This window comes from Streptomyces sp. NPDC047117, assembly GCF_040643545.1.
Taxonomy (GTDB): domain Bacteria; phylum Actinomycetota; class Actinomycetes; order Streptomycetales; family Streptomycetaceae; genus Streptomyces.
In genome coordinates this window covers 101,040-120,106 of the sequence record NZ_JBEYUN010000020.1, presented here as the reverse complement: position 1 = coordinate 120,106, position 19,067 = coordinate 101,040, and the positions used below count along the sequence as shown (strand labels likewise).

Annotated in this window: 13 protein-coding genes and 1 tRNA gene; 6 read left to right on the top strand and 8 right to left on the bottom strand. The window is 71.8% G+C overall.

The window, feature by feature from the left end:
- Positions 1 to 56: 56 nt before the first annotated feature.
- Entirely contained in the window at positions 57 to 1,253 is a 1,197-nt protein-coding gene (locus tag ABZ840_RS30985) for an argininosuccinate synthase (RefSeq protein WP_361565088.1), read from the bottom strand.
- A 94-nt stretch (positions 1,254 to 1,347) separates the two neighbouring features.
- Positions 1,348 to 1,716: a DUF488 family protein gene (locus ABZ840_RS30980; protein ID WP_361565085.1), complete on the bottom strand. Its 369-nt coding sequence runs from the start codon at positions 1,714 to 1,716 to the stop codon at positions 1,348 to 1,350.
- Between the two features lie 142 nt (positions 1,717 to 1,858).
- Here ABZ840_RS30980 and ABZ840_RS30975 point away from each other — a divergent pair.
- Positions 1,859 to 1,932: transfer RNA gene (locus ABZ840_RS30975), tRNA-Pro, on the top strand.
- A 78-nt stretch (positions 1,933 to 2,010) separates the two neighbouring features.
- On the opposite strand, the gene ABZ840_RS30970 is transcribed toward ABZ840_RS30975, so the two are convergent.
- From ABZ840_RS30970 to ABZ840_RS30960, 3 genes are all read right to left on the bottom strand, one after another.
- Positions 2,011 to 5,688 carry a multicopper oxidase domain-containing protein gene (locus ABZ840_RS30970; RefSeq protein ID WP_361565082.1) on the bottom strand — a complete coding sequence of 1,226 codons (3,678 nt, stop codon included), beginning with the start codon at positions 5,686 to 5,688 and terminating at the stop codon, positions 2,011 to 2,013.
- Between the two features lie 275 nt (positions 5,689 to 5,963).
- The gene (locus ABZ840_RS30965; protein WP_361565079.1) at positions 5,964 to 7,295 is read right to left on the bottom strand and encodes an ammonium transporter; all 1,332 of its coding nucleotides are present in this window, start codon (positions 7,293 to 7,295) and stop codon (positions 5,964 to 5,966) included.
- Positions 7,296 to 7,456: 161 nt separating this feature from the next.
- The gene (locus ABZ840_RS30960) at positions 7,457 to 9,130 is read right to left on the bottom strand and encodes an AMP-binding protein (RefSeq protein ID WP_361565076.1); all 1,674 of its coding nucleotides are present in this window, start codon (positions 9,128 to 9,130) and stop codon (positions 7,457 to 7,459) included.
- Positions 9,131 to 9,295: 165 nt separating this feature from the next.
- Here ABZ840_RS30960 and ABZ840_RS30955 point away from each other — a divergent pair, with 165 nt between their 5' ends.
- Positions 9,296 to 10,117 carry a helix-turn-helix transcriptional regulator gene (locus tag ABZ840_RS30955; RefSeq protein WP_361565073.1) on the top strand — a complete coding sequence of 274 codons (822 nt, stop codon included), beginning with the start codon at positions 9,296 to 9,298 and terminating at the stop codon, positions 10,115 to 10,117.
- Entirely contained in the window at positions 10,114 to 10,308 is a 195-nt protein-coding gene (locus ABZ840_RS30950; protein ID WP_361565070.1) for a DUF397 domain-containing protein, read from the top strand. Before ABZ840_RS30955 ends, ABZ840_RS30950 begins: the two co-directional genes overlap by 4 nt.
- On the opposite strand, the gene ABZ840_RS30945 is transcribed toward ABZ840_RS30950, so the two are convergent.
- Positions 10,277 to 11,323, bottom strand: a complete 1,047-nt coding sequence (locus tag ABZ840_RS30945; RefSeq protein ID WP_361565067.1) for a phosphotransacetylase — start codon at positions 11,321 to 11,323, stop codon at positions 10,277 to 10,279. The two genes, ABZ840_RS30950 and ABZ840_RS30945, sit on opposite strands and share 32 nt — an antisense overlap.
- 310 nt (positions 11,324 to 11,633) lie before the next feature.
- Positions 11,634 to 13,442 (bottom strand): sulfoacetaldehyde acetyltransferase, encoded by a 1,809-nt coding sequence (xsc, locus tag ABZ840_RS30940; RefSeq protein ID WP_361565064.1) that lies wholly within the window; start codon positions 13,440 to 13,442, stop codon positions 11,634 to 11,636.
- Positions 13,443 to 13,676: 234 nt separating this feature from the next.
- On the opposite strand from xsc, the gene ABZ840_RS30935 reads away from it, so the two are divergent.
- The 3 genes from ABZ840_RS30935 to ABZ840_RS30925 all read left to right on the top strand — a co-directional run bounded on the left by ABZ840_RS30935 (position 13,677) and on the right by ABZ840_RS30925 (position 17,268).
- Positions 13,677 to 14,492, top strand: coding sequence for an IclR family transcriptional regulator (locus tag ABZ840_RS30935; protein ID WP_361565061.1), 816 nt, complete (start codon positions 13,677 to 13,679; stop codon positions 14,490 to 14,492).
- A 74-nt stretch (positions 14,493 to 14,566) separates the two neighbouring features.
- On the top strand, positions 14,567 to 15,565 hold the full coding sequence (locus tag ABZ840_RS30930; protein ID WP_361565058.1) for an AAA family ATPase: 999 nt from the start codon (positions 14,567 to 14,569) through the stop codon (positions 15,563 to 15,565).
- Positions 15,562 to 17,268 (top strand): cobalt chelatase, encoded by a 1,707-nt coding sequence (locus ABZ840_RS30925; RefSeq protein ID WP_361565055.1) that lies wholly within the window; start codon positions 15,562 to 15,564, stop codon positions 17,266 to 17,268. The genes ABZ840_RS30930 and ABZ840_RS30925 overlap by 4 nt, the downstream gene beginning before the upstream one ends.
- Here the strand turns inward: ABZ840_RS30925 and ABZ840_RS30920 are convergent.
- Positions 17,254 to 18,894 carry a PLP-dependent aminotransferase family protein gene (locus ABZ840_RS30920; protein ID WP_361565053.1) on the bottom strand — a complete coding sequence of 547 codons (1,641 nt, stop codon included), beginning with the start codon at positions 18,892 to 18,894 and terminating at the stop codon, positions 17,254 to 17,256. The two genes, ABZ840_RS30925 and ABZ840_RS30920, sit on opposite strands and share 15 nt — an antisense overlap.
- Positions 18,895 to 19,067: the final 173 nt, after the last annotated feature.

The window sequence follows — 19,067 nt, the reverse complement described above, 5'->3', positions numbered from 1 at the left end:
GCTCCTCGTAGGTGATGAGAGTACGACCGGCCCGCTTCAGGCCAGGTTCCGTCGGGCTATGCCCGCAGATCGCGCCGGGCGGCGATCTTGCTCGACATGCCGAAGATCTCGATGAAGCCCTTCGACAGCGACTGGTCGAAGGTGTCACCGGAGTCGTAGGTCGCCAGGTTGAAGTCGTACAGCGACTGCTCGGACTTCCGGCCGGTGACGACGGCCCGGCCGCCGTGCAGGGTCATCCGGATGTCACCGGAGACGGCCTGGTTGGCCTCGGCGACGAAGCCGTCCAGGGCGCGCTTGAGCGGCGAGAACCACAGGCCGTCGTAGACCAGCTCGCCCCAGCGCTGCTCGACCTGGCGCTTGTAGCGGGCCAGCTCGCGCTCGACGGTGACGCTCTCCAGCTCCTGGTGGGCGGTGATCAGGGCGATCGCGCCGGGGGCCTCGTAGACCTCGCGGGACTTGATGCCGACCAGCCGGTCCTCGACCATGTCGATCCGGCCGACGCCCTGGGCGCCGGCGCGCTCGTTGAGCTGCTGGATGGCCTGCAGGACGGTGACGGGCGTGCCGTCGATCGCGACCGGCACACCTTCCTTGAAGGTGATCACGACCTCGTCGGCCTCGCGCGGGGCGGCGGGGTCGGCGGTGTACTCGTACACGTCCTCGATCGGCGCGTTCCAGATGTCCTCCAGGAAGCCGGTCTCCACGGCCCGCCCGAAGACGTTCTGGTCGATCGAGTACGGCGACTTCTTGGTCGTCGCGATCGGCAGGTTCTTCTCCTCGCAGAAGGCGATCGCCTTGTCCCGCGTCATCGCGTAGTCCCGTACGGGCGCGATGCACTTGAGGTCGGGGGCGAGGGAGGAGATGCCGGCCTCGAACCGCACCTGGTCGTTGCCCTTGCCTGTGCAGCCATGGGCGACGGTGGTGGCGCCGTGCTTCCGCGCGGCGGCGACCAGGTGCTTGACGATGGCCGGCCGGGAGAGCGCGGAGACCAGCGGGTACCGGTCCATGTAGAGGGCGTTGGCCTGGATCGCCGGGAGGCAGTACTCGTCGGCGAACTCGTCCTTGGCGTCCGCGACCTCGGCCTCGACCGCACCGCAGGCGAGCGCGCGCTTGCGGATGACGTCCAGGTCCTCGCCTCCCTGGCCGACGTCCACCGCCACGGCGATGACCTCGGCGCCCGTCGCCTCGGCGATCCAGCCGATGCAGACGGAGGTGTCAAGACCGCCCGAGTAGGCGAGTACGACGCGCTCGGTCACGGGGCCCTCCTCAATCCATGCGTTGATGGGTATAACTATGCAGTGTTCCGTATGCTTCGTCAACGCAGCAGGTCAGAGAGGGTGCGCGAGGCGCTCAGGAGCCGTGCCGGAGCACTTCCCGCAGCACCGTCACATGACTGAGATCCAGCTCCTTGGTCGCCGTCAGCAGGGTGACCGGCCCGTCCGCCGCCATCCCCCGCAGCCGCTCCAGCGCCTCGCTCCCCGGCTCCTCGGCCAGCTCCGCCCGGTACCGCTCGGCGAACTCCTCGTACGCCTCGGCCCGGTGCCCGTACCACTTGCGCAGCTCGTTCGAGGGCGCGACGTCCTTCAGCCATTCGTCCAGCCGCGCCGCGTCCTTCGACAGCCCGCGCGGCCACAGCCGGTCCACCAGCACCCGGGCCCCGTCGTCGGGATCCACCGCGTCGTACACACGCCGCATTCGTACCGTTACGCGCTTGCTCATGGCCGCATTCAAACACCGCGGGGACCGCGCGCCCGCGACCCGCACCGCACCCCGCCCACCCCCGGTTTTGGATTCCGGGCCGCGGACAGGTATTTTTCTTCTGCACGCACCGACCGGGCCCGCCCGGACGGACGGCGAGCACCGGGACGTGGCGCAGCTTGGTAGCGCACTTGACTGGGGGTCAAGGGGTCGCAGGTTCAAATCCTGTCGTCCCGACGGTGTTTTTGCAGCTCAGGGGCCATCTTCGGATGGCCCCTGAGGCGTTTTCGGGGCTGCTTCGGCGGGGTGAGCCGGTCAGTCACGTACGCGGATGAGGCCCCACACCCCCTCCGACAGCGCCCAGCGCAGCACGCCGCTGCGGTACGCGTAGTCGCCGGGCCCGGCGGCCGTCAGCTCCAGGGTCCGTACGCTGCCGGGGCTCAGTGCGCCGAGGGAGCCGACCCGCGGCTGCCGCAGGTGTTCCTCCATCGGCCAGGTCGCGCCGTGCACCTGGAAGCTGTGGTTGCGCGGCTTGTCCGTGCCGAACACGACGTGCAGCCGGACGCGGTCGCCCGCCCGGCACTCCAGCAGCGGTGTCGGCGGCCGCGGATCGGCCAGGGACGGCCGGGACGGCACCAGATGGGCGCTGCGGTAGTTGATCCCCTTCTGGCCGGCGTCCTCCGGATCGTTCTCCAGGTCGCGCACCGGCTGGTCGGGGTCGCCGTCGTGGTAGTGCCGCATGCCGTCCTGCACGACCAGCACCAGCTCGTGCACCCGCGGACCGTCCGGTCCGCGCAGCAGGGTCAGCGCCCCGGTCCATCGCTCGGGCGTCACCCCGGGCGGCTCGACGATCAGCGCGCCGACCAGACCGCGGTGGCGGTGGGTGCGCAGATCGGCGCGGTCCTGGAGGAGGACGGCGCCGGGCGTGTCGGCGTACCAGCGGTACACGATCTCGTCGCCCGGGCCCACCGTGCCGTCGGGGTTGCGCCCGATGTGCGCCCCGTCGCCGGTCCGTACGTCGTAGCGGACCAGGCCGCCCGGGTGCAGGGACACCCGCTGCGAGATCGCCCGGGACGCCGGGTCGTCCTTGGCGGGCAGCGGCGGGTCGAACGGCGTGGGCGTCAGCGGCACCGCCAGCTCGTTGCGGAGCCGGATCTCCACCCACTCGCCGACGCGGCAGCGGATGATCAGCGGTTCGCCGTCCGGCTGGCCGTCGGTGCGGCACTCCACGCCGTACGGGTCCGACCGCTGATCGCTGTAGTGGATCTCCGCACTCCGGGCGCGTACCCGGTAGCGCCGGGCCCGCGAGGCGCGGAACGGCGGCAGCGGATCGCCGGTACGGCGGCCCGGCAGCGGCGGCAGGTCCGGCTGTTCCTCCGCGTGCAGCCGGAAGAGTCCCCAGCACCCCATCCAGGTGTCGTCGATGCCGGCGAAGTGCCACAGGTAATCGCCAGGCCCGCGGTGTTCGTCGAGGTGGAAGCTGAACGCCTCGGAGATGCCCAGCGTCTGGTGGTCGCGCAGCGGCGACCCGGGGTCGTCGCGCCAGGCCCGCCAGCGCATGCCGTGCACCATCAGGCCGTGCTGCTCCTCGTGGGAGCCCTGGTACAGCCGCAGCCTGACCGGTTCACCGGGGTAGCCGCGCAGCAGCGGCGTACCGGGGTCGCCGTGCTTGTCGCTGGAGAACCAGTCGGCCGGTTCGTCCCCGCGTTCGTGCAGCGGCTCGCAGCGGTAACCGACGGCCATCGCGCCGTGGTCCTCCAGCTGGCCGGGGAACTCGGGCGGGTTGACCGGATCGTCGTGGCCGTCCTTGCGCTCGAAGAGCGGTACGAAGTCCGCGACGCCGAGGACCTGTTCGCGGAACGCCGTGCCGTCCGGGAGTCGCACCACTGCCTGGTTGCCGTTGCGCACCTCCCGGCCGTGGTCGTGCGGGTCGACCCATACCGCGCCCTCCGGTTCGGCGATCATGCTGCCGAACAGGCCGTGCCGCTGCCGCTCGTTGGCGAGGAGGTGGTCGTGGAAGAAGACGACGCCGAACTCCTCGTCGCAGTACCAGCGGTACATCCAGGAGCGGTAGCGCGCGAAGTCCTCCGCGCCCTGGTCGGTGGTGGTGGTGCCGGAGAGGTAGTTCCAGCCCACGCTGGCGCCGTCCGCGACCAGCGGATCGAACTTGACCAGGTGTACGTGCAGGCCGCACTCGGGCTGGAAGGGCAGGACCTGGTCGAAGGCGGTCTCCTCCTGGCAGCCGACCGGCAGCGCGTTGGTCAGCGTGAACTCCAGCACCTCGCCCTTGCGTCCGCGGATCGCGATCGGCTGGACCTGCCGGTGCCCCTCGGCGAGCTGCCGCCGGAACTCCTCGACCCCGCCGGCCTCGTCGATCTCCTCCTGCAGCGCGAAGAGGTGGCCGCGCGGGTCGTACCACCGGCTGCCGTGCCCGGCTTCCCCACCCTCGTCCTCGTCGCCGTCTCCGTGGCCGTCGCCGCCGTCGAAGTACGTGACCGGCGCCTCCAGCACCACCAGGTGGTAGCGGCGCACCGGCGGGGTGACGCCCGGCGGCGTCACCCTGGTGAACGCCTCGCCCGGCTGCGGGTCGTCGACGAACGCCGCGCGCTCCAGGTCGGTGGGCTCGCGGCCCATGCCCTCGGGCATGTGCGGGGTCCGCGGCGGGCGGGGTGACTTCTGCGGGAACTCGGCGGGGATGAAGGCGGGGTATCCCGGCCGCTCGGCGGTCGGCGGCTGCGGCTGGTCCGGGTTGCCGGGCAGCGGCCGCAGGGCCGTGATCGGCGTGCCGTCGGGGTAGCGCCCCGATCCGTCCTGCAGCTTGTCGAAGATCCGCCAGATGCCCCACATCCCGGAGTGGAAGTGCGGATACAGGTGGCAGTGGAAGATCGCGTCGCCGAAAGCGCGTTGGGCCGACCCGGCGGTCGTCTCGATGGTGAAGGCCTGCTGCGGGCCGATGGAGATGGAGTCGATCAGCGGCGAGTCGTCGTTGCCGGGGACCGCCCGCCACTGGTGCAGGTGCAGGTGGAAGACGTGGGTCTCCTTGACGCCCGCGTGCACCAGCCGGATCCGCGCACGGTCCCCGCGGTAGGCGCGCAGCAGCGGGGTCGACGGGTCGCCGAACAGCCAGGAGCTGTGGTGCTGTTCCTCGCCGACGATCTGGTCTCGCACCGGGTCGATCTCCCCGTCGGCGAGCATCCGCTCGTACGCGAAGGCGCGCCAGCCCATCGGTTCGGTGCGGTAGCTCATCAGCATCATCGACGCGGCGTGCGCGTCGTCGTGCCCGCCGTGTTCCGGGTCCTGGTCGCCGAAGATGTCCGGCGCCAGCCGTTCGCCGCCCGCGGCGACGGAGTGGGTGTGCGGACGCGGCAGGTCGCAGTGGTATCGCGGGTGCGGCGGCAGTACGGGGTTGTGGTTGTGCGTCTCGTCGTGCATGAACACCGCGTACTCGCGGAAGCTCGGCGCGCCGGGCACGTGGACGTCGGCGTACAGGCCGGACGCGAGCGGCCCGCCGGTGACCGGGTCGGTCCAGGTCGCGCCGCGCGGCTCGACGATCAGTGCGCCGAACAGGCCGTGCGCGTTCGAGCCGTGCTCGGCGCCGCGCAGGTCGGCGAGGTCGCCGAAGAAGAAGGTGCCTTCCTCGTCGCACCGCCAGACGTAGCTGCGGCGGCCGCCGTCCGGGGCGGCGGCCGAGTCCGGGTTTCTGCCGACCTTGCCGCCGTCCGCGTCGAGGACGTCGTAGCCGACGCCCTGGGCGTGGATGCCGGCGCGCTGCGGCAGTTCGTTGCGGAACCGCACCACGACCTTGTCGCCGACGTTCGCGCGCAGGACGAGCGGTCTGACCAGCGGGTGGGGTTTCGGGAGCCGGTCCGGCTCCTCGACCGGGTGCGGGAACGGGTCCGGGAACTGCTCCCGTATCCTGCGCAGCTCGGGCTCGTCCGCCGCGAGCGTGTAGATCATGCCGTCCGGGTCGTGGTCCCCCCACGTGTCGTACACGATCGGGACTTTCAGCGCCACCACATCGTATGTCCGTAATGCCATGAGGCATCCCCCTGTGATGTGAAGTGCCATACGGAATATGACATGGGGCTAGACGTCCCTCTCTTCACCCGGGGTTGCTCACGGACGGACGGCACCGGGAGCCCGGGAAGCACGACGGCGCGCCGCGGCGCGGTCCCTCCGTTGCGGTATGCCCCCCTGTGCAACGGGAGGAGCGGTACTCCGCCCTTGGACCACGCCGGCGCGCCCCTCCGTGCCCGGCCGCCTCCCGGTCAGTCCCCCGGTTCCCGGTCCGCGCGGTGCATCAGGGTGGTGGCGCCGCCGGGGAGGTGGCCGGCGGGGTCGCGGCGGCCTACCGTGCCGTGGCCGAGGACGCCGTGGTCGTAGGCGGTCTCGGCGTGGATCGTCAGGTCCAGGCCGGTCCGTTCGTGGTCGGGTGCCGCGCGGAAGCCCATGACCTTGTCGATGGCCTTGCCGAGGCCGTATGTGACGAGGAAGGCGTACGCGCCGGTCGCGAGGACGGCGACGAGCTGCTTGAGGAGCTGACCCGCGCCGCCGCCGGAGAACAGTCCGGCCGGGCCGTCGGTCATGGCCGAGGTCGCGAAGAAGCCGATGAGCAGGGTGCCGAGGACGCCGGCGACGAGGTGGACGCCCACCACGTCCAGGGAGTCGTCGTAGCCGAAGCGGAACTTCCAGTTGACCGCGTACGAGCAGACCACACCGGCGGTCAGGCCGATGGCGAGGGCGCCCCAGACGCCGACCGAGCCGCAGGACGGGGTGATCGCGACCAGGCCCGCGACCGCGCCGGAGGCCGCACCGAGGGTGGTGGCGTGCGCGTCCCGCCGCTTCTCCACCAGCAGCCAGCCGAGCAGGCCGGTGCACCCCGCGGCCTGGGTGTTCAGCAGCGCCATGGCGGCCTTGCCGTCCGCGGCGACGGCGGACCCCGCGTTGAAGCCGAACCAGCCGAACCACAGCAGCCCGGCCCCCAGGATCACCAGCGGCAGGCTGTGCGGGCGCATCGCCTCCTTGCCGAAGCCGAGGCGCGGCCCGAGGACGAGGGCGAGGGCGAGGCCGGAGGCGCCGCAGTTGACCTCGACGACGGTGCCGCCCGCGAAGTCCAGCGCGCCCAGCCGGTCCAGGATCCAGCCGCCGGGCGCGAAGACCCAGTGCGCGACCGGCGCGTAGACGAGCAGGGTCCACAGCGCCGTGAAGGCCACCCACGCGCCGAAGCGGGCGCGGTCCGCGATGGCGCCGCTGATCAGGGAGACGGTGAGGATCGCGAAGGTGAGCTGGAAGGCGGCGAAGAGGGCGGTCGGGACGGTGCCGGTGACGCTCTTCGGGCCGATGCCGTGCATGCCGAGGTGGTCCAGGCCGCCGATCAGCCCGGCTCCGGTGTCCGGCGCGAAGACCAGGCTGTATCCGATCGCGAGCCAGACGACCGTGACGACGGCGATGGCGGCGAAGCTCATCATGAGCATGTTCAGCACGCTCTTGGCGCGCACCATGCCGCCGTAGAAGAGGGCCAGCCCCGGCGTCATCAGCAGCACCAGTGCGGTCGCGGCCAGCAGCCAGGCGGTGTCCCCGGAGTCGATTCCGGCAGGCATGTGCGTCAACCTTCCCGCCCGGCGGAGGTGACAGGGGGCGACGCCGGGCCAGGGAAGAGAGTGACCCGCCGTAATTTCCGGTGGCGAACATCGACGTTTCGGCGACGTTTCGCGTTACCGCGGAGTTTCCCTGGCGCGGCCGCCCGCGGCCGCCGCGCGTGTCAGCCGGCTGCCTCCCGCAGTCCCCGCAGTTCCCGGCGGAGGATCTTCCCTGTCGCCGTCTTCGGCAGATCATCCAGGATGGACAGGGAGCGGGGGTATTTGTACGCGGCCATCTGCTCCCTGCAGTACCCGATCAGCTCCTCCTCCGTGACGGACGCGTCCCGCTCGAGGGACACGAACGCCTTCACGCTCTCGCCCCGGTACGCGTCCGGCACGCCGACCACGGCCGCCTCCCGGACCGCGGGATGCCCGTACAGGACGTCCTCCACCTCGCGCGGCCACACCTTGTACCCGGCCGCGTTGATCATGTCCTTCTTGCGGTCCACGAGGTAGAACCAGCCCGCGGCATCCATGAAGCCGACGTCCCCGGTACGCAGCTCCCCGCCGGGCAGCGCCGCGGCCGTCGCCTCGGGCTTGTTCCAGTACCCGGGCACGACCTGCGGCCCCGAGGTGGCAATCTCCCCGACCTCCCCGACCGGCACCTCGGCCCCCTCCTCATCAAGGATGCGGACGACCGTGTTGAAGACGGGCACCCCCACCGACAGCGCGCCGGAGGCCGGGTCGACGGGCGCCTGCGCGCCGAGCGGCACAGCGTGCGTGGGCGAGTTGGTCTCCGTCAGCCCGTAGATGTTGTGGATGTACCGGCCCGTCGCCTTCTCGAACTGCTCGGTGACGGCCGGCGCGACGGGCGCGCCGCCGGAGTAGACGACGCGGAGCGAGGCGAAGTCCTCCCGGACGGCGTCCGGGGCACCGGCCAGGCTGATGAAGACGGTGATCGCGCCGACCGTGAACGTCGGCCGGTGCTCGCGCAACGCGTCGAGCACGACACCCGGGTGGAACCGGTGCGCGAGCACCAGCGGGCAAGGCAGCAACAGCGCGACCGCCAGATGCCCGATCAGCCCGGTGATGTGGAACAACGGCGCAACACCCAGAATGCTGTCGTCCTCGCCCAGCCGCATCCACTCCCGGTACGTACAGGCGTTGAACAGCATCGTCCCGTGCGTGTTCAGCGCGCCCTTGGGCTCGCCGGTCGTACCGGAGGTGTAGGTGAGCACGGCGACATCACCGGGAGCGGGCGTCGCGGGCGCGGGGACCCGCCCCGCGTACCGCTCGACGAGCGCACGAAGATCGAGCGTGCCCCGCGGACGGCTCCTCCGCACACCGTCGAACAACCGGGGGTCGTCGCGGGTCTGCCAGTCCAGCGGCGAGCAGGTGACCACGGTGGCGACCTGGGTGGCGCCACCGCCGATGACGCCCCTGGCCACGCTCTCGTACAGCGCGTCCAGGCACAGCAGCGCGCTCGCGCCGGAGTCGGTGAGCAGGTACGTCAGCTCGCGGGCCTTGTTCATCGGGTTGACGGCGACCGCGGCGCCGCCGGCCTTCCATGCGGCGAGCAGGCCGATGACGAACGCCGGGTCGTTCTGCACGTACAGCGCGAGCCTGTCGCCCGGCGCGAAGCGCCGCTCGGCCAGCGCGACGGCGAGCGCGTCGGACGCGGCGTCCAGCTCGGCGAGGGTCAGCACACCGTCGAAGTACCGGATCGCCTCGGTGTTGGGGCTGCGCGCGACGGAATCCCGGAAGGCGTGCAGGAGGGTGGGGTGCTCCGGGGTGATGTCGGCCGGTGCCCCCTCGGCGTACCGCGCCAGCCAGGGACGCTCCCGGTACGCGCTCACGTGATCACCATGGGCTTTCCCCTCATCGGTGCGGCGTAGCGGAGCGGCTCCACTGTGAATCAGCTTTCAACTACCCGTCAATGCGCAGGCGTCGCGAGACGCGTGCCGGTGACGATTGCCGGCTTCGGAGAGTGACGAGCCGTGTGCGGCGGCTAGCCTCGCCGCATGGCGAAAGAAACCGGCGAACGACCCGCCATCTGGGTCGGCTACGGCAAACTGCTGAAGCTCTTCCGCGAGCGGGCCGGGCTTACTCAACAGCAACTCTCCGAAGCTGTGGGCTATTCGTACGAGCTCGTCGCATCGGTCGAGCAGGGCCGTCGTCCGGCGAAGGCCGTATTCACCGAGGCCGTGGAGAGCGTGCTGGACGCGGGCGGAACGCTGCGCACGCTGCAGCCGCAGATCGAACTCGCCAAGTTCCCCGCGTTCTTCCGGGACTTCGCCCTGCTGGAGGCGGAGGCGGTGAGCCGGTTCTCGTACGACCCCGGCGTCGTGCCGGGGCTGCTCCAGACCGAGGAATACGCACGGAGTTTGCTCCATGCCCAGTACCCGCCGCTCGACGACGAGACGGTGGAGCAGCGCGTCTCCGCACGCCTTGCGCGGCAATCCCTGCTCACGCGGCAGAAGCCGCCACTGGCCCTCGTGTTCGTCATCGAGGAGGCCGTGCTGCGCCGTGCGGTGGGTGGCGCGGGCGTCATGAGGGACCAGCTCGGCAAGCTGCTGGAGTGCGGGCAGATCCGCAACGTCGACATCCAGGTGCTGCCGACAACCGTCGTCGGGCACAGCGGACTCAACGGAGGCCCGATGGTGCTCGTGGAGACCTCGGACCGCAATCAGGCCGTCTACCTCGAATCACACGGCGTGAGCACCTTGGTTTTCGACCGTGCGCGCGTCAGTGAACTGTGGATGAGCCATGGGATGCTGCGCTCGCAGGCCCTCGGCCCGGAGGAGTCTGCACGACTCGTCGAACGCGTGGCAGGGGAACTATGAACACCGAATTGGCCTGGTTCAGGAGCAGCTACAGCGGCCCTAACGGCGGCGACTGCGTGGAGGTCGCTGCGGCGCCCGGCACGGATACGGTCCACGTGCGTGATTCGAAGGCGATACGCGGGCCCGAGATGCAGGTATCGCGGGTCGCTTGGAGCGCGTTCATCGCGTTTGCGGTGGCTGGCGACGCCTGACCGTCGCCTGTACCGCCGTGGCCAGGGACAGGGCCGCTGTGTCGGAGCCCGTGCAGCCGCGGGAGAGGTCGTGGAGGGGGGCGGCCAGGCCCTGGAGGAGGGGGCCGATGGCGGTGGCGTGGCCGAGACGTTGGGCGATCTTGTAGCCGATGTTGCCGGCGGCGAGGCTCGGGAAGATGAAGGTATTGGCCTGCCCCGCCACCGTTGAGGCGGGGGCCTTGGCGCGGCCGATCGCCGGTACGCAGGCCGCGTCGTACTGGAGCTCGCCGTCCACCGCCAGCTCCGGATCGCTCGCGCGGAGCAGCCGTACCGCGTCGCCGACCCGGTCGACCTGGGGGTGCTGGGCGCTGCCCTTCGTGCTGAAGGAGAGCAGCGCCACCTGGGGTGTGCCGGCGGTGAGTTCCTCGTACGTGGCGGCCGTGGCGCGGGCGATGTCGGCCAGCTCCGCCGAGGTGGGGTCGACGACGACGGCGCAGTCGCCGTAGCCGAGGACGCGGCCGTCGGGCAGCTCCATCAGGAAGCTGCTGGAGAGGGTGCGGATGCCGGGGGCCAGGCCCACGACGTAGAGGCCGGCGCGCAGGACGTCGGCGGTGGGCCGGTTGCTGCCCGCGACGCAGCCGTCCACGTCGCCGAGGCGGAGCGCGGTGGCGGTGAGGAAGAGCGGGTCGGCGGCGAGTTCGCGGCGGTCGTGGGAGGTGAGGCGGCGGCGGGCTTCGAGTGCTTCGGCGAGCGCGTCCGTGCAGCGGGGGTCGGCCGCGAGGCGGGCCGGGTCGAGGATGTCGAGCGCTTCCGGGTCCTCGGGGAGCTTGAGGTCCAGGTCGGCGGCGAGATTGCGGACGCGGGCGGGGTCGCCGGTGAGGACGGGCGTGACGGCGCCCTGCTCCGCGAGGTGGGCCGCGGCCCACAGGACGCGGGGGTCGGTGCCTTCCGCCAGCGCGATGCGGGGTTTGCGGTGCGCGGTGCGGAGCCGTTCCGCCCATGTGGTGATCAGGGGCTGGGCGGGGTCCGTCGACATGGCGCGGCTCCTTCGGTGGCGGGAGGGGGGACGGCCAGGGGCGCGGGGAACTGCGCGAGCGGCCACGGCGGTGGCGCGGCCGCCGGTGGCGGGTCAGGGGCACCCCGGGTGGCGAAGCCGGGGCACCTCGCGGAGCAATGGCCGGGGCCGCCCGCGTTGAGGGGCGCGGGCGGCCCCGGCCGGGGTGCGGTCACCGCTGCCGGCAGGGCAGCCGGGTGGCGCGGGCCGCACCCGGTGGACGCCGTCCGCACGGCGTCCACCGGCACGTGGCGGCGGACCGGCGGAACCCCGCCCGGTCGGCCGGCTCCGGTCAGACGTAGTCCTGGTACTTCTCCAGGTACCGGACCGGCTTCTTGAGGGCGTCGCGGCGGAACGGGTCGCCGAGCTCACGCGTGCACATGATCTCGATGACGGTGGTCCGTCCCTCGGTCATCTGCGCCTCCACCGCCCGCTGCAGTGCGGGGCCGACGTCCTCCAGCTTCTCGACGACGACGCCGTCCGCGCCCATCGCCTGCGCGATGCCCGCGAAGGACTCGCTCTCCAGCTCGCCCGCGACGAAGCGGCGGTTGTAGAAGTCGACCTGGTTCTTCTTCTCGGCGCCCCACTGGCGATTGTGGAAGACCACGGCGGTGACCGGGATGTCGTGGCGTACGGCGGTCATGATCTCGCCCATGCTCATGCCCCAGGCGCCGTCCCCGGCGTACGCGATCGCCGGGCGGTCCATCGCGGCGGCCTTGGCGCCGATGATGGTCGGCAGCGCGTAGCCGCAGTTGCCGAAGGACATCGGCGCGAAGAAGGAGCGCGGCTCCTCGAAGCGCAGGTAGCTGTGGGCGACGGAGTTGATGTTGCCGATGTCGGTGGAGACCATCACCCGCTCCGGCATGGCCTTCTCCAGTTCGCGCAGGACCTGGCGCGGGTGCAGCCAGTTGCCGTCCTCCTGCTCCTGTTCGGCGATCATGTCGAGGGAGTAGGGGTCCTTCTCGTGGGTCCAGGCGGAGAGTTCCTCCTCCCAGGCGTCCTTCTCGGCCTTGGTGCGCGCGGCACGTTCCTCGCGGGTGGCGTCGCAGGCGAGGGTGCGGTCGGCCAGCCGGTCGGTCAGCGCCGAGGCCGCGGCCTTCGCGTCGCCGCAGATGCCGACGGTGATCTTCTTGACCAGGCCGAGCATCTTGTGGTCCGCGTCGATCTGGATGATCTTCGCGTTCTTGGGCCAGTAGTCCATGCCGTGCTGCGGCAGCGTGCCGAACGGGCCGAGCCGCGTACCCAGCGCGACCACCACGTCCGCCTGCGAGATGAGCTTCATCGCGGCCTTGGAGCCCTGGTAGCCGAGCGGCCCGCACCACTGCGGGTGGCTCGCGGGGAAGCTGTCGTTGTGCTGGTAGCTGTTGACGACCGGCGCGCCCAGCCGTTCGGCGAGCGCCTTGCACTCCTCGACACCGTCGGCCATGACCACGCCGCCGCCGGAGATGATGACGGGGAACTCGGCGGTGGCGAGCAGTTCGACCGCCTCGGCGAGGGTCCGCTCACCGCCGGGGCCGCGGTCCAGCCGCTGCGGGTCGGGGATCTCGGTCTCGATCTCGCCGTAGAAGTGGTCGCGCGGGATGTTGAGCTGGGTGGGGCCGATCTCGGAGTGGGCCCGGTCGAAGGCGCGCGCGGTGTACTCCGCCATCCGCTGCGGGTTGTTCACGTGCGCCTGGTACTTGGTGAACTCCTGGAACATGGGCAGCTGGTCGGCCTCCTGGAAGCCGCCCAGCCCGGTGCCCATGGTGCCCGCCTCGGGCGTGATCATCACGACGGGGCTGTGCGCCCAGTACGCGGCGGCTATCGCGGTGACGCAGTTGCTGATGCCGGGGCCGTTCTGGCCGATGACGACGCCGTGCCGGCCGCTGACCCGGGCGTACCCGTCGGCCATGTGGCCCGCGCCCTGCTCGTGCACGACGGGGACGAGGCGGATGCCGGCCGGCGCGAAGATGTCCATCGCGTCCATGAACGCCGAGCCCATGATGCCGAAGATGTCGGTCACCCCGTTGGCCACGAGGGTCTCGACAAAGGCCTCCGACGGGGTCATCCGCTGCTGCCCGCTGACGACGGTACGGCCGTCGGCCGTCTGCTTCTCGCTCAAGGTTCCACTCCTTCGACACGCCGGGGAGGCACGGAAAGCGCTCGATGAGCCCTACGTAAGGGGCTGCATGCGCCAATAATCGGTACGTGGCGTTCCTGAATTCAGGATCTGGCTGGACCATAAGGGGGCCGCACGGAGCCGTCAACGATGCGTTCAGGAAATCGAGACGGTGGTAGCTTGTTTCCGGAATCCACACCGGATGACGACTGGTGGACGTACAGCCCTGGAGGTACCGTGGTCCCGCCACGCGAGCCCGACCCCGGCGCGGTGAACGGCGACACGCCGACCATGCGCCTCTTCTCCCTGCTCGAACTGATCGCCGCGAAGGACCAGTTGGTCTCGCTGCAGGGCCTGGTCGAGGAGACCGGGCTGCCCAAGCCCACGCTGCACCGGATGCTCCAGCAGCTGGAGAGCACCGGGCTGCTGATCCGGCAGAGCGACGGCCGGCACTACGGCACCGGCCACCGGCTGCGCCGGCTCGCCGAGAACCTCCTCCTCAACGCCACCCACCACGGCGCGCGCCACACCGTCCTGCGCGGCCTGGTCGAGGAGCTGGGCGAGAGCTGCAACATCACCGCGCTCTCCGGCAACGAGGTGGTCTACCTGGACCGCGTGGAAACCCCGGAACCGCTCCGCTTCTACCTCCGCCCCGGTTCCCGGGTACCGACGCACTGCTCGGCCAGCGGGAAGATGATCCTGTCCCAGATGAGCCCGGCGCAGCGCCGCAAGCTGCTCGCGCACGCCCCCCTCAAGGCGTACACCGGCAAGACGATCACCGATCTGGACGCGCTGGAGGAGGAGTTCAAGCGCATCCGGCGGGACGGCTTCGCGCTGGACGACGAGGAGTTCCTGCCGGGGCTGGTGTGCGTCGCGGTGCTGGTGCCGACCGATGACGGCGGCCGCTCCAACCTGTGCGTCGCGGTCCAGGCGCCGGTCATGCGGCTGACAGCGGACAAGGCGCTGTCGCTGCTGCCGGCGCTGCAGCGCGCCGCGGACGCGATCAGCCGGATCGAGGCGGAGGGCACACCGGAGGACGCGACGGCGTCCTGAACCGGCACCCGTACTTCGGTGCACCCGTGCACCGGTACTTCGGTGCACCCGTACTTCGGAGGAGTTCCCCGCACATGACGACAGCCCCGGACACCACCATCGCCGTCAAGGACGTCTTCGGCATCGACTCCCCGCTCACCGTCCCCGCGTTCCGCGAACCCACCCCGTACGTACCGGAGGCGGACCCCGCGTACCGCTTCCAGCCGGACGTCACCCTCGCCCTGCTCGCCGGCTTCGCGCACAACCGCCGCGTCCTGGTCCAGGGCCTGCACGGCACGGGCAAGTCCAGCCACGTCGAGCAGGTGGCGGCGCGGCTCAACTGGCCCTGCGTACGCGTCAACCTGGACGGCCACCTCAGCCGCCCGGACCTGATCGGCAGGGACGCGGTGGTGCTGCGCGACGGGCAGCAGGTGACGGAGTTCCAGGAGGGCATCGTGCCGTGGGCGCTGCAACGGCCGATGGCGCTGGTCCTGGACGAGTACGACGCGGGGCGACCCGACGTGATGTTCGTGCTCCAGCGGATGCTGGAGAGCGACGGGAAGCTGACGCTGCTGGACCGGAACCGGGTGCTCGCGCCGCACCCGGCCTTCCGGCTCTTCGCCACCGCCAACACGGTGGGCCTCGGCAACCTCAACGGCCTCTACCACGGCGCGCAGCGGCTGAACCACGCACAGATCGACCGCTGGCACATCGTCGCCGCGCTCGACCACCTCCCCGCCGAGGAGGAGGCCGCGATCGTCCGCGCCCGCGTCCCCTCCCTCGCCGACGAGCGGGGCCGCGCGCTGGTGGCGGCGATGGTGGCGGTCGCGGGCCTCACCCGCGAGGGGTTCCGGGCCGGCGACCTGTCCACCCTGATGTCCCCGCGTACGGTGCTCACCTGGGCGGAGAACACCGGGATATTCGGCGACCCGGCCGCCGCCTTCCGGGTCTCGTTCCTCAACAAGTGCGACGAGGCCGAACGCCCGCTGGTCGCCGAGTACTTCCAGCGCTGCTTCGACCGCGAGCTGCCCGAATCCCACCGGCTCACGGCCGCGTCCGGGGAGCCCGCCGCGCACGAGGAGCCCGCCGCGTGACCGCCCGGCAGGCCGCGGCGCGGCGGCGGCAGCAGGCGGAGGAGCTGTGCGCGGGCGCGGTACGGGCGCTGAGCGCGGAACCCGCGGTGCACTTCCGCGGCGGGCGCCCGTACCGCGGCCGGCACCCGGTCCCGGTACACGCCCCGCACGCCCGCCCCTCCCCCGACGACGCCGACTTCGCCTCCCGGCGCGGCGCGGCCGACGGCCTGGCGCTGCGGCTGCGCGGCTCGGACCCCGGCCTGCACGCGGAGGCGTGCCCCACGGACGACCCGGCCGCCCGGCTGGTCTTCGAGCTGCTGGAACAGTTCCGTACGGAGGCGCTGACCCCCGCGCCGCTGGCCGGCGTACGCGCCAACCTCCGCCACCGCTTCACCGTGTGGTCCGAGGACTGCGTGCGGTCCGGCCTCACCGAGACCGCCCGCGGCCTGCTCCTCTTCACCGTCGCGCACGTCACCCGCGCCCGGCTCACCGGCGAACCCGTGCCCGCGCACGCGGAGGAGCCGATCGAGGCCACCCGCGCCGCGCTCGCCCCGCTCACCGGCCACGACCTGGCCGCCCTCCGCCGCCACCGCGCCGACCAGCATGCCTTCGCCCCGTACGCGCTGTCCCTGGCCCGTACGGTCGCCGGCCTGCTCACGGCGGCGGTCACCCCCGGCGACAAGACCGAGGACGACGACCCCGACGAGTACACCCGCTCCCCCTTCGCCGCCCTCCTCGACCTCGACTCCGAGTCCGCCGAGGAGAGCCCCACCGCCGCGTCGGGCCACAGCCGGACCCTGGCCGAGGCGCCCGGCGGCTACCGCGTCTTCACCACCGCATACGACCGCGAGGCCGCCGCCACCGCGCTCGTCCGCGCCGAGCTGCTGCGCGAGTACCGCGCCCGGCTGGACCGCCGCGTCGCCGACCAGGGCGTCAACGTCCCCCGGCTCGCCCGCGAGCTGCACCTGCTGCTCGCGACGCCGGCCCGCGACGGCTGGGACGGCGGCCAGGAGACCGGCCACATCGACCCCGGCCGGCTCAGCCGGCTGATCACCTCGCCCACCGAGCGGCGCCTCTTCCGTACCGAACGGACAGCGCCGGTCGCCGACGCGCTGGTCACCTTCCTCATCGACTGCTCGGGCTCGATGAAGGAGCACGCCGAGTCCGTGGCGATGCTGGTGGACGTGTGCGCCCGCGCCCTGGACCGGGCCGGCGCCGGCTGCGAGGTCCTCGGCTTCACCACCGGCGCCTGGAACGGCGGCCGCGCCCGCCGCGACTGGCTGCGGGCCGGCCGGCCGCCCCACCCCGGCCGTCTCAACGAACGCTCCCACCTGGTCTTCAAGGACGCGGCCACCCCCTGGCGCCGGGCCCGCCACGGGATCGCGGCGCTCCTCAAGCCCGATCTCTACCGCGAGGGCATCGACGGCGAGGCGGTGGACTGGGCCTGCGCCCGCGCAGAGGCCGGCGCCGAGGGCCGCAGGGTCCTCTTCGTCGTCTCGGACGGCAGTCCGATGGACACCGCCACCCACCTCGCCAACGACCGCCACTACCTCGACCACCACCTGCGGGACGTGGTCGCGCACCGGGAGTCCGGCACCGAGATCCACGGTCTCGGCGTGGCCCTCGACCTGACCCCGTACTACCGCCGTTCCCGCATCCTCGACCTGCCGCCGGACACGGGAAACGGCCTGTTCCGCGAGGTGCTGGGGCTACTGGCCCGCTAGCTGGCGGGCCACCAGCCGCCCCAGGATCCGGATGCCCGGGTCGATGGCATTGAGGGGCGGTGCGGCGAAGCCGATGCGGAAGTGGTGCAGCGGGGGGCCGTCGGTGCCCCGGGGCAGGAAGTAGATGTCGCCGCGTTCGATGAGGACGCCGTGGCGCTGGGCGCTGTCGACGAGCTTGCGGCAGTCCAGTTCCTCGGGGCCGGTCATCCAGAGGCTGACGCCGCCCGGGGAGGGGGTGGTGTGCCACGGGAGGTGGGCGTTGACGGCCGTGCAGACGGCCTCCCACTTGCGCATGAGCTGGCCGCGATAGCGGCGGACGGCGCGCTGGTACTCGCCCGACTGGATCATGAGGGCGAGCGCGCGCTGGGTGTGGCCCGAGGGGTGACGGACGGAGTAGCGGCGCAGGTCGCGGAGTTCGCGTACCAGCTCCTTCGCGCCGACCAGGTAGCCCAGGCGCAGGCCGGGGGCGAGGAACTTGGAGAAGGTGCCGAGGTACACGACCTGGTCGGTGGTGTCCAGGCCCTTCAGTGCCGGGGTCGGAGTGCCCTGGTAGCGGAACTCGCTGTCGTAGTCGTCCTCGACGATGACCGTGCCGCTCTCCCGGACCAGGGAGAGCAGTTCGCGGCGGCGGCCGATGCCGAGGGTGACGTTGGTGGGGTGGTGGTGGCTCGGGGTGACGTGCAGCAGGTCGACGCCGGCGAGGGTGGCGGGCGGGGTGAGCCCGGCGGCGGTCACCGGCAGCGGCATCAGGCGGGCGCCGGCGCGGACGAAGATGTGGCGGGCGTCGAGGTAGCCGGGGTCCTCGACGGCGACGGTGGAGCCGGTGCCGAGGAGGGCGCGGGAGAGCAGGTCCAGGCCCTGCTGGGAGCCGACGGTGACGAGGACTTCCTCGGGGGTGGCCTCGACGCCGCGGGCCGGCAGCAGCCTGCTGCACACCATCTCGGCCAGCAACGGGTCGTCGCAGGCGATGCTGTCCTGGAGGCTGTAGCGGGCGTGCGGCTGGTACAGCGCTTCGTTGAGCGCGCGGGACCAGTCGCGGGCGGGAAAGGCGCGCAGGTCCACCTGCCCGGCGAGGAAGGGGTACGGATACTCGGCCCAGTCGGCGCGCTTCTCGATGTGCGGGAGGGTGTCCTCGGGGTGGCCGCGCAGCCGGGCGCTCCAGTCGAAGGGCTCGGCCTCGGGGCGCTGTTCGGCGGCGCAGTGCGGGCGCATGTCGCGGTTGACGAAGATGCCCTGCCGCACCCGGCTCTCGACGAAGCCCTCGGCGACCAGCTCCTGGTAGGCGGCGTTGACGGTGTTCCTGGAAAGGCCCAGCTCACGGGCCAGTTCGCGGGACGAGGGGAGCCGGCTGCTGGCGTCGACGGTGCCGACAGCTATGCCGTGCTCGATGGCCTTGCGGATCTGTCGGTACAGCGGTTCGGCCGAGTCCCGGTCGATCTCGATCAGTGTGCGGGGAATACCGGCCTCCTGCGATGGCGGATGGCGGGGAACGTGCTGGACCGGCGTACAGGCAGGGGGAAAGGACCGGCGGGCGGAGGCGGGACTGCCCCCATCGGATTGACCGGAATCGCCTTGTCGTGGGGTGCCAGCTGACGGGATCGTAACCGCGTCCGGGCCGCCGCCCAAGAGGTCGGGCGGGAGAAATTGCCCGGACGGACGGGTTCCGGTAGGCCCGGCCCTGGACCCATCAGAAGCCGGAGAACTGGCGCTTACGCCCGGACCAGTTGGCCCCGCACGCTAGCGCCACGAGACGCCACGACCGCCACGGCACGTCAGGCCGCGGCGCGTCACGGCGGAGC

What these genes read in the sequence shown, in the direction of transcription:
- ABZ840_RS30980 (WP_361565085.1), bottom strand. Translation starts at nt 1,716, where the DNA reads ATGAGCAAGCGCGTAACGGTACGAATGCGGCGTGTGTACGACGCGGTG.
- ABZ840_RS30955 (WP_361565073.1), top strand. Translation starts at nt 9,296, where the DNA reads ATGGCGAAAGAAACCGGCGAACGACCCGCCATCTGGGTCGGCTACGGC.
- ABZ840_RS30930 (WP_361565058.1), top strand. Translation starts at nt 14,567, where the DNA reads ATGACGACAGCCCCGGACACCACCATCGCCGTCAAGGACGTCTTCGGC.
- ABZ840_RS30945 (WP_361565067.1), bottom strand. Translation starts at nt 11,323, where the DNA reads ATGTCGACGGACCCCGCCCAGCCCCTGATCACCACATGGGCGGAACGG.
- ABZ840_RS30950 (WP_361565070.1), top strand. Translation starts at nt 10,114, where the DNA reads ATGAACACCGAATTGGCCTGGTTCAGGAGCAGCTACAGCGGCCCTAAC.
- ABZ840_RS30965 (WP_361565079.1), bottom strand. Translation starts at nt 7,295, where the DNA reads ATGCCTGCCGGAATCGACTCCGGGGACACCGCCTGGCTGCTGGCCGCG.